The 4906-nt window shown below is 54.7% G+C and carries 6 protein-coding genes and 1 pseudogene; 1 reads left to right on the forward strand and 6 read right to left on the reverse strand.

Going from position 1 to position 4906, the window contains the following annotated elements:
- From JCM25143_RS24480 to JCM25143_RS22910, 6 genes and pseudogenes are all read right to left on the reverse strand, one after another.
- On the reverse strand, positions 1-222 hold a 222-nt coding region (locus tag JCM25143_RS24480; RefSeq protein WP_234395337.1), incomplete at its 3' end, for a tyrosine-type recombinase/integrase.
- 64 nt (positions 223-286) lie between these two features.
- Positions 287-406: pseudogene (locus JCM25143_RS25330) on the reverse strand (integrase); the annotation flags it as partial.
- A gap of 601 nt (positions 407-1007) precedes the next feature.
- Complete coding sequence (locus JCM25143_RS20125) at positions 1008-1775, reverse strand: exonuclease domain-containing protein (protein ID WP_456303614.1); 768 nt, start codon at positions 1773-1775, stop codon at positions 1008-1010.
- 760 nt (positions 1776-2535) lie between these two features.
- Entirely contained in the window at positions 2536-3057 is a 522-nt protein-coding gene (locus tag JCM25143_RS22900; protein WP_025861737.1) for a tyrosine-type recombinase/integrase, read from the reverse strand.
- Positions 3030-3557 (reverse strand): hypothetical protein, encoded by a 528-nt coding sequence (locus JCM25143_RS22905; protein ID WP_025861738.1) that lies wholly within the window; start codon positions 3555-3557, stop codon positions 3030-3032. Before JCM25143_RS22905 ends, JCM25143_RS22900 begins: the two co-directional genes overlap by 28 nt.
- 99 nt (positions 3558-3656) lie before the next feature.
- The gene (locus tag JCM25143_RS22910) at positions 3657-4130 is read right to left on the reverse strand and encodes a DUF6538 domain-containing protein (protein ID WP_025861739.1); all 474 of its coding nucleotides are present in this window, start codon (positions 4128-4130) and stop codon (positions 3657-3659) included.
- A 387-nt stretch (positions 4131-4517) separates the two neighbouring features.
- Between JCM25143_RS22910 and JCM25143_RS24485 the strand changes: the two genes are divergently transcribed.
- On the forward strand, positions 4518-4906 hold a 389-nt coding region (locus JCM25143_RS24485), incomplete at its 3' end, for a hypothetical protein (protein WP_234395339.1).

Below are 4906 nucleotides of genomic sequence, written 5' to 3' on the forward strand. Positions count from 1 at the left end.
TGCATCTTCAACATCGACACCCAGATATCGGACCGTGCTGTCCAGCTTGGCATGACCCAGCAGGATTTGTACTGCACGCAGATTACCGGTGCGCTTATAGATCATCGCGACTTTTGTCCGGCGCATCGAATGCGTGCCGTATTCGCCCGGTATGAGACCAACCGCCTCCACCCACTCGTCCAGCAGGCGGGCATATTGCCGGGTGCCCAGATTCCTTTGCACTCAGGCGACTGGGAAAGACAAAGTCCTGGAGTGAGCCACCACGATGCTCCAGCCAGGTGCGGACGCTCTCACGCGTCGTCTCCGTGATTTCGAATTGCACCGGACGCCTGGTTTTTTGTTGCACAATCATCGCACGGCTACGGATCTGACCGCTGGTAACGACATCTCCGATGTGTAGTGTCACGAGATCGCAACCTCGAAGCTTGCTGTCGAGGGCAAGATCGAACAGTGCACGATCACGGATCCTGCCTCATGGGCCAGCCAGAAGCGGTTGCCCAGACGTGTTTTTCTTTCAGCGCCCGTTTGGCCCCGACCATTTTGCCAGCATTCCACGGCGTTTGCGTTTGCGTTTTCAGTGTTGGTGATGGGAAGCGTATGTCTTGTTCCATGACACGTTCTCCAGAACGGCTGCTTGTATGCAGCCGAGCGGAGAATGCGCTCATGTGAAAGGAAACAACATCATTTCACGGCAAATCACGGACTGTCCGCTTTAGGAAAATCTGACTGCCGGACCCTACGTCCGGGATGTAGGCGATTTCCGCCGGTCCGTTTCAAATTCATTTAGCAGACCGACGGTTTAAAGCGGAAAGGAATGGTTGGTATCGGGTCGGATAGAGATCTGACCTGATATTGTCGTAGGGGCAGGATGATAGAAAGCCTGCTTCAGGCACGGATGGAAAAACGATCCCATGCGGTGACTTCACGGGTCAGCGGGGAGACCTCATGAAGGTAGATTTCGGTCTTCAGGAAATGTAGTTCCTCTTCCTTTTGCACCTGTGGCACTTCTATAAGCCATGCTTTGGGGCGTCCATCTGTCCCATCGTTCCATCGATAGCCACGGGCCTTGAGTTTATCTTTGAGGTCAAAGGGTGCATTCTCTGCCCAGATCTGCCAGCGGGGTTGCCGTGCTTCCTGAAGTAAGGCGGAGAGGGCCGGGGTCTGTGTTTTGGGCAGGCAAGTGCTGAGCAGGGTGACGCCGGCCAGACAATCATCGGCGGCTCTGTGTCCGTTAAAAAACCACCCGGCCTGCATGACCAGATAGCCAAGGCTGCGCCCGTCAAAGCCTTCAGCCTGCCAGGTACATCCTCCATGGAACAGGCCCAGGGCCGTGTCGAAAATCCCTCCCAGAAACGTTCGGCAAACGGCCTGTCAAAGCGGGCGTTATGGGCCACGATGAGGGCGGCCGGTGCGACGAACCGGGCGATCTCTTCAGGGGTTATGGTTTTACCTGCAACCATCTCCTGTGTGATGCCGGTGAGGGCGGTAATCTCTGGAGGAATGGGTTGAGACGGCTCTCTCAGACGACTGAAGACCGGTAAGGTGCCGAGGATGCGCCCGTCCAGAGTATAGACGAAGGGCACCAACCCGAATTCAATGATCTCATCACGGATGGGGTCGAGGCCGGTGGTTTCCAGATCCAGAAAGATGCCTACGCGGGTCTGATCGCGGGGCATCTGTGTCTCAAGCGGAAGGGGTGCGATACGGCGTAAAACCCGGTAAGCGCCAGTGGCTTGAAGAGTGCGCGCCTGATCTTCCAGCGGGCCGTGTTTCACTGAAGCTCTCCATTGAAGCCCGTCATGATAAACAGCAGGCGATCCGCTACAGGTCGTGACAGCATCACAAGGAGAGAGTCTCATGCGGAAAGCCGGTTTTATGTTTATGACAGCTCTCGGCCTTTTAGGGCCGGTTTGTGGCTTTGCCCAGTCATCGGGAGACTGGCTGCCCCAGTCGGGTATGAAATCACCCTATAGTCCTCTGGCTGTTCCCACGACACTGAAACCACTTCCTGTGTCTTTGACCGAGTTATTGAACAAGGGCTTCTCGGTCATCAGTACAACGGAGCATGCGGGGGCGGGCATTCTTCTGACATTGGTTGAGCGGAAGCAGACTGTGTTGTGTGTGTTAGCAGCGCCTACCCCACAGACAGATCAGAATGTACCGACCTCACGGTGCTGGGCCTTGAATTAATTCACTGATTTTACACCATAAACTCTCTGCAAAGAACTGCCCGGCCGGGCAATGTCGTGTCTGTTTGCAGGACGTGTGAGGACTATCTCAGGCGACCATTGGTCGCATGCGGAAGGTGGTTGTGCGGCAATTGGTCTCGCTCGGAGAGGGCTGGCCGTGCGACCATCGGTCGCTGTGATGCGACCATTGGTCGCATTCGGAGGGTGGCTGTGCGGCAATTGGTCTCGCTCGGGGAGGGCTGGCCATGCGACCATCGGTCGCTGTGATGCGACCATTGGTCGCATGGTGCCGATCCCTTTTGTCCCTCATTCAGGGTCATGAAACCGCGTCAGGCATCTTAGGAATTCACCAGTTTGCGATGTCGTCGGGATAGGTAATGGCCTCCACAACCCGCTTGAGGTTCTGCAGATCAATAGCTGACGTGTATTGGGTTGTGCCCTGACTTTTGTGGGTGGCTTCATGACCCAGCAGATCATCAATCCAGAGTTCCCGGATGTGACTGTCCTGATTTCTGAGCACTGTCGAAACCAGATGGCGGAAGGAGTGAAAGGTGACGTCCGCTGGCAGGTTCAGACGCCGTTTATGTTTGGAAAAGACCATTTCGAAGTTGGCGCCTCGAACTCCAGCACTGGAGATGGGCAGTTCGCTGAAGAAATAGGGGCCGGAATTTCTGAATTCCTCAAAGATCCCTTTTTCCAGCAATGTGCTGTGGATGGGAACGATACGGGTGCCGGCTGTTGTCTTGGGAGACCATTCCCGGGTTTTGCCGTCGATCTCGACTGTATGGGGCCGGATATGGAAACAGTGAATACCGTTACGGATTTCGATATCCTCATTTCTCAGATTGCAGATCTCACCCAGACGCATGCCGGTATAGAGGCAATGCGCACAATGCCCGGATAGGTGCGTTCGGGGAAAACCCGGCCCAGCCATTTCGAGTTCAGGAGTGTTCTCAGTTCCTCTTCCGACCAGGCCCGGCGGTTGGTTTTCTGCGTCAGATCGAAAGACCAGTTGGCCCATGGATTTTTGGGGGCGTGGTCACGCCGGACCAGTTCACTACAGATCGCGGACATGCGCGAGAAGTGGTTCTTGACGGTTTTGCCCGATACGGTTTCTACCTCGTGTTCTTCGGCCTCTCGGACCGCGTCCCGAAGGGGAAGAGTGGTCTTGCCTTTGCCATGTGTTGCAGGGAGGCCAGACAGCAGGTCGTAAAACTCTCCCACGACCTCCCCGGTCACCTGATGAACTGGCATATCCCCGAAGGCTTCGGTGAAGAGGGCTACGGTCTTGCCCGTTCCTTTGATGGTCCCGGCACTTTTGGAGGAAACCGAGAAGACAAATTTCTCAGCCGCCGCTGATAGTTTCATGTTGCGTGGCTGTTTGGGGGAGGGTGTTTGTTCTTCCGGGTTCTCTGAACCTCTATGCAGACTGGTCTGGATCAGGGTGCTGAGGGTGGTGATCTGGTTCTACAGCCCCTGTTTTTCAGCGACGTTCCAGACATCCCGTCTGTCGAGCGTGTGCTTCAGTTGCCCCAGTGCCTGAAGAAGGCTGTCCATGTGGGGCTGGACCTTGTTGAGGAAGGTCGACTGCCGTGAGACCAGATCGGCTTTTTCAATGAGATGCTGGGCCCGTTCGGCTTCCAGCACTTTTTTTGCACTCTCCTCCTGAGCTTTCAGAGCGATTTCGTAGTTTTCAATCAATTCGCTGTAGAGGACGAGAAGGTCTTCTCTGGAGGGGTTTTGCATCTTGCCTGCTCTGAAAAGCTGTCCCGTCCTGGCATACAGGGCGGCTGCACGTTCACGGGCGACCAGTTTATCAGAGGTATGAAGGACGAGGGAAATCTCGGTCTTGCCCAGCAGGGGGCGGAGCATTGCCGGGACGATGCGGCGGAAGTGATAACGGGGCTGTCCGGTGCGGCGGGACGGGATGGCGCGGAGCATGAAGTTTTCCCATTATGGGAAAATTTCCTCTCGGACAAAATACCTCTGTTTTTCAACAGCTTGTGGTGCGAACTGCGGGACTCGAACCCGAGCCTGCCCGCAGTGACACGTTTCCAACTCCTTGAAACAGCACAAAGAATGTGACGTTCTGTCTTCTGGTTGATCTACTTCCTTGTATCGTTGGTTAAACATTCTGGGAAGAGAGAAGCGCGAAAAAGTTGGTAAATAGGCAGTCAGCTTTCGCCTCATCGTAGTCGTTCAGTTTGATTTCCCTGCGCTCCTAAACCTGCCATTAGAGAATTATCCAGCTTTTGGCCCGAACGGGACCATCGACAGACGGTCCGTTTTGAGGAAAGACTATGGCTGTAAATCGACTGCAAGCCGCAGGTGGAACTCGACGAGGACCTACGTGATACGAGCGTCAACCGATCGTTTCAGCTTTGTACAAGCGCATTACAGGCCTCGACTCCATGGGTATTGCTGCGCACGATGTGTGTTGTGGGTAGAGATATTGAGATGATAAATAACCTGTCCGTCGCGACATCAGCCAATTTCTATTCGATACGAAAGAATTTGTCAGACAAGACCGTGCAAGATTTGTTTGTTACGCTGCGCGCTAGTCACGGCGTTACGGCGAACAACGAGTTCAAGCATACGCGCGAGCAACTTGATGGCGCGCGCTGGTCTGCGGTGTGCTTCAGATATGAGAGCCCACCCTCGTTTCTTAAGGATACGACGAAAATCAGGGAGAGCCTTTGCGGATTTATCCTGCTACG

It is taken from the genome of Acetobacter papayae JCM 25143, assembly GCF_000613285.1.
Classification (GTDB): domain Bacteria; phylum Pseudomonadota; class Alphaproteobacteria; order Acetobacterales; family Acetobacteraceae; genus Acetobacter; species Acetobacter papayae.